At 75.3% G+C, this 3,426-nt stretch carries 6 protein-coding genes; 5 read left to right on the top strand and 1 reads right to left on the bottom strand.

Translation table 11 applies throughout. The annotated features are described in order from the left end of the window. From MNZ39_RS23735 to MNZ39_RS23720, 4 genes are all read left to right on the top strand, one after another. Nucleotides 1-909, top strand: a 909-nt coding sequence (locus tag MNZ39_RS23735) for a hypothetical protein (protein ID WP_242341551.1), incomplete at its 5' end; no start/stop codon positions are given. Next, nucleotides 906-1,448 (top strand): hypothetical protein, encoded by a 543-nt coding sequence (locus MNZ39_RS23730; RefSeq protein WP_242341550.1) that lies wholly within the window; start codon nt 906-908, stop codon nt 1,446-1,448. The genes MNZ39_RS23735 and MNZ39_RS23730, both read left to right, overlap by 4 nt. A gap of 72 nt (nt 1,449-1,520) precedes the next feature. After that, entirely contained in the window at nt 1,521-2,216 is a 696-nt protein-coding gene (gene queC / locus MNZ39_RS23725) for a 7-cyano-7-deazaguanine synthase QueC (RefSeq protein ID WP_242341549.1), read from the top strand. A gap of 11 nt (nt 2,217-2,227) precedes the next feature. Further along, on the top strand, nt 2,228-2,509 hold the full coding sequence (locus MNZ39_RS23720) for a polyhydroxyalkanoic acid system family protein (RefSeq protein ID WP_242341548.1): 282 nt from the start codon (nt 2,228-2,230) through the stop codon (nt 2,507-2,509). A gap of 30 nt (nt 2,510-2,539) precedes the next feature. On the opposite strand, the gene MNZ39_RS23715 is transcribed toward MNZ39_RS23720, so the two are convergent. Continuing rightward, entirely contained in the window at nt 2,540-2,848 is a 309-nt protein-coding gene (locus tag MNZ39_RS23715) for a hypothetical protein (RefSeq protein WP_242341547.1), read from the bottom strand. A 300-nt stretch (nt 2,849-3,148) separates the two neighbouring features. On the opposite strand from MNZ39_RS23715, the gene MNZ39_RS23710 reads away from it, so the two are divergent. Then, nucleotides 3,149-3,426, top strand: a 278-nt coding sequence (locus MNZ39_RS23710) for a hypothetical protein (RefSeq protein WP_242341546.1), incomplete at its 3' end; no start/stop codon positions are given.

Below are 3,426 nucleotides of genomic sequence, written 5' to 3'. Positions count from 1 at the left end.
CTCGGGGAGCGCGCGCGGCTCGCCGCGTCGCTCGCCGCGTTCGCCGCCGGAACCGGCGACGCGGCCCGCGACGCCACGCCTGCCGCTGCACCCCGCCTCGCGCCCGTCACGCCCGGGCTGCGCGAGCGCATCGCCGCCCCGGGCGCGACCGGCCCGCTCGCGCGGCTCCTCGCGCTGCTCACCCCGTACCTCGAGCCGCTCTTCCCTGCGGACCTCGCCCGCCACGGCGTCACGACCGCAGACCGGCTCGTCGGACCGCGCGGTCCCGCGGTCCGGGCCGCACTCGACGCGGCGCGCGGCGCGCTGCACGGGCGCCCGTTCGCGGCGTTCCTCGCCGGCGCGCCCGGCGCGGGGATCGCGCTCGAGAACACGCAGCCGCCCTCGGTCATCGTGGCCGCCGGCGCCGAAAAGCTCGCGCCCGCCGCGCTCGCGTTCGCGGCGGCGCGCGCCGTGGATCTCCTCGGCCACGGCTGGGCGCTCGCGGGGAAGTTCGCGCCGCGCGACGTCGGGATCCTGCTCGAGCTCGCGTGCCGGTTCTCGGGCGGCTCCCCGCCCTCGCAGGGGCTCCCGCCGGAGCGGGCGGGCGCGTTCCTCGCCGCGCTCGAGCTCTCCGTCCCCCCGTCGGTCCGCGAGGACGCCCGAAGGCTCGCGCGCGACGCCTCCGGCGAGCTCGCGGCGACGGATCCCCGCGCGCTCGCCGCTGCCCTCCGTCGCACCGCGAACCGCGTCGCGCTCCTGCGCTGCGGCGACCCGGGCGCCGCGCTCCACGCGCTGCTCCTCGCCGACCGCAGGCTCGTGGAGAGCCCGCCCGCGCCCGCGCGGGCGCTCGCGCTCGCCGACCTGCGCGACGTCGCCCTCTTCGCCCTCTCCGATCCGTTCCTCGAGCTGCGCCTCGCGGCGCTGGGATGACCCGCCTGGTCCGCACGAGCTTCGCCGTCCTCGCCGCCCTCGCCGGCCTGGTCCTCGCCTGCTCGGACACGGGCGAGAGCACCTGCCCGGGCGAGCCGGTGGGCAGCTTCCGCCTCGAGGTCTCGCTCCCCGACGGCGCGCCGGAGTCCGCCTGCACCGCCGTCCCGCCCGTCACGGACCCGCCCACGCGGATCGTGGCGAGCTTCCAGGCGAAGCTCACCGCCGAGCCGGCGGCCGCGGGCAGCTGGCCGGCGGCGCTGTGCCCCGGCGGTCGCGGCGCGACGTACTACGGCTCGCGCGCGGCGGACGGGACGTACACGCTCGAGGCGAGCTCCGGCCTCGCGGTGCTCGACCGGTGCGGCCCGAACTGCTCGGTGTCGGCCGTGGAGCACGTCACCGGGACCGTCACGGGCGAGGGCGCCGCGGCGACGTTCACCGGCACGCTCGAGGAGCGCTTCGAGTACCTCGCCGGGAACTGCGGCTCCTGTGCGCTGCCGTGCGCGGCCACCTACGCGCTCACGTCGGCCCCCTCCCCCTGAGCCGGGGCGCGGCACGCGCGGACACCGAAGGTGCTCGCGAATCGGGGGCCGTCGCTTAGAATCCCCGCCCTCATGACGAAGACGAAGCGCGCGGTGGTGCTCCTCTCCGGCGGCCTCGACTCGACGACCTGCCTCGCGGTCGCGCGGCGCGACGGCTTCGAGGCGCACTGCCTCTCGGTGGACTACGGCCAGCGGCACAAGGGCGAGCTCGCCCGCGCCCGGCGGCTCGCCCGCGTCCTCGGCGCGGCCGATCACCGGGTCGTCAAGGTGGACCTCTCGGCCTTCGGCGGCTCGGCGCTGACGGATCCCGCGATCGCGGTGCCCAAGCGGCGGAGAGAGCGCCGCGGGGCGCCCGAGATCCCGGTCACCTACGTCCCGGCGAGGAACACCGTGCTCCTCGCGCTCGCGCTCGCGCACGCCGAGACGATCGGCGCGGAGGACGTCTTCGTCGGCGTGAACGCCATCGACTACTCCGGCTACCCGGACTGCCGGCCGGCGTTCCTGCGGGCGTTCGAGCGCCTGGCGAAGGTGGCGACGAAGGCGGGCGTGGAGGGACGGCCGCTCCGAATCCACGCGCCGCTGCTCCGGCTCACCAAGGCGGGCATCGTGAAGCTCGGGACCTCGCTCGGAGTTCCCTACCGGCTCACCCTCTCGTGCTACGACCCCGTCCGCGGACGAGCCTGTGGCGCGTGTGATGCCTGCGTCCTGCGCCGGAAGGGGTTTGACGAGGCGGGTGTTACCGACCCAACTCTCTACATCGACGAGTGACAGGAGAACGGATGCCGCAGATCACGAGGAAGTACCCGGGCAAGAGCGCGGGCGAGATCTACGAGAAGGTCGACGAGGTGATGGAGCGCATCGCCCAGAAGCTCTCGCTCGACTACCAGAAGGACGGCGGGTCGAAGACGGGCAAGGTCGCCAAGATGGGCGTCTCTGGCGCGTACCAGGTGCGCGACGGGGAGGTCACCGTCGAGCTCAAGTTCCCGATGCTGATCCCCGGCTCGATGCGCCAGAAGGTCCAGGAAGACATCGAGAAGAAGCTCGACGGGCTCTTCCCGTAGGTCTTCGTCGCGGGTGCCTCGCGCGCTGGATCACTCGAGCGGAACGACGATGGCCCCCGACCGCTCGTTCATCCGCTCCACGGCCGCGTAGATGGCCTGGAGGGGCGAGTCGCCCACGCCCGTCACGGCGCGGGGGGCCTCGCCCCGGCGGCGCTTCGCGGAGGGGCCGGGGACGATACGGGCGCTCGCCCGCCCCTTCAGCGCGTCGGGCCAGAGCCGGACCTGCATCCCCGCGCGGTAGAGCGCGAGCATCACCCGGCCCATCTCGGAAGCGACGCGTTCCTCGGCGTAGGTCATGGCGGAGTCCGGGCGCGACCGGTCCGTTCGACGGCGGGGCATGCCGCGATCCTGCCGGAACCGGTCGGAGTCGGCGCATCCTAGCCGGGGGGCCTGACCCCGCCCAATTTCCGGCTGCGCACGATATCGGCGCTGCGGCGGACGTCCTTCCGCCCGCGAGTGGTACGGGGGCCAGGGCGTTGTATCCGGTACTTCGACCGGGAGCCCTGCGCGGGCCCGGGCGCGCCTCGCGCCGATCACGATCCCGGCGGCATGGCATGCGCTCGCCCGGTCGGCTCGCCAGCAGCCCGCCCGGCGAGCGTGGCTTGAAAGAGCACGGGCGCGCCGCCACCTTCCCTTCGAATGTACGCGCGCTGGGCGAGCTTCGCGGTGGGCCTCGCGCTCATGCTGGCGCCGCTCGTGCTCGGGTACGGCGCGGTCGGGCCGATCCTGCACGACGTGGCGATGGGCCTGCTCGTGTGCATCGCCACGGTCGCCGCCCTGGAGTGGCCGCGCGCCCGCTTCGCGCTCGGCGTGCCCGCGCTCTGGCTCGTCTACGCGGCGCGTGGCGGCTCGGATCGCGCCGCCTCCGCCGCCGAGCTCTCGGCGGCCGCGCTCCTGCTCCTCCTCGCGCTCGTCCC

Origin of the sequence: Anaeromyxobacter sp. SG66, from assembly GCF_022690805.1 — a bacterium.
GTDB classification, from domain to species: domain Bacteria; phylum Myxococcota; class Myxococcia; order Myxococcales; family Anaeromyxobacteraceae; genus Anaeromyxobacter; species Anaeromyxobacter soli.
The sequence above is the reverse complement of the archived record's forward strand: the minus strand, read 5'-3'. Positions and strand labels throughout refer to the sequence as shown.

Excerpts from the sequence above, each read along its gene's own strand:
- MNZ39_RS23720 (WP_242341548.1), top strand. The coding sequence starts at position 2,228 with ATGCCGCAGATCACGAGGAAGTACCCGGGCAAGAGCGCGGGCGAGATC.
- MNZ39_RS23730 (WP_242341550.1), top strand. The coding sequence starts at position 906 with ATGACCCGCCTGGTCCGCACGAGCTTCGCCGTCCTCGCCGCCCTCGCC.
- MNZ39_RS23715 (WP_242341547.1), bottom strand. The coding sequence starts at position 2,848 with ATGCCCCGCCGTCGAACGGACCGGTCGCGCCCGGACTCCGCCATGACC.
- queC (WP_242341549.1), top strand. The coding sequence starts at position 1,521 with ATGACGAAGACGAAGCGCGCGGTGGTGCTCCTCTCCGGCGGCCTCGAC.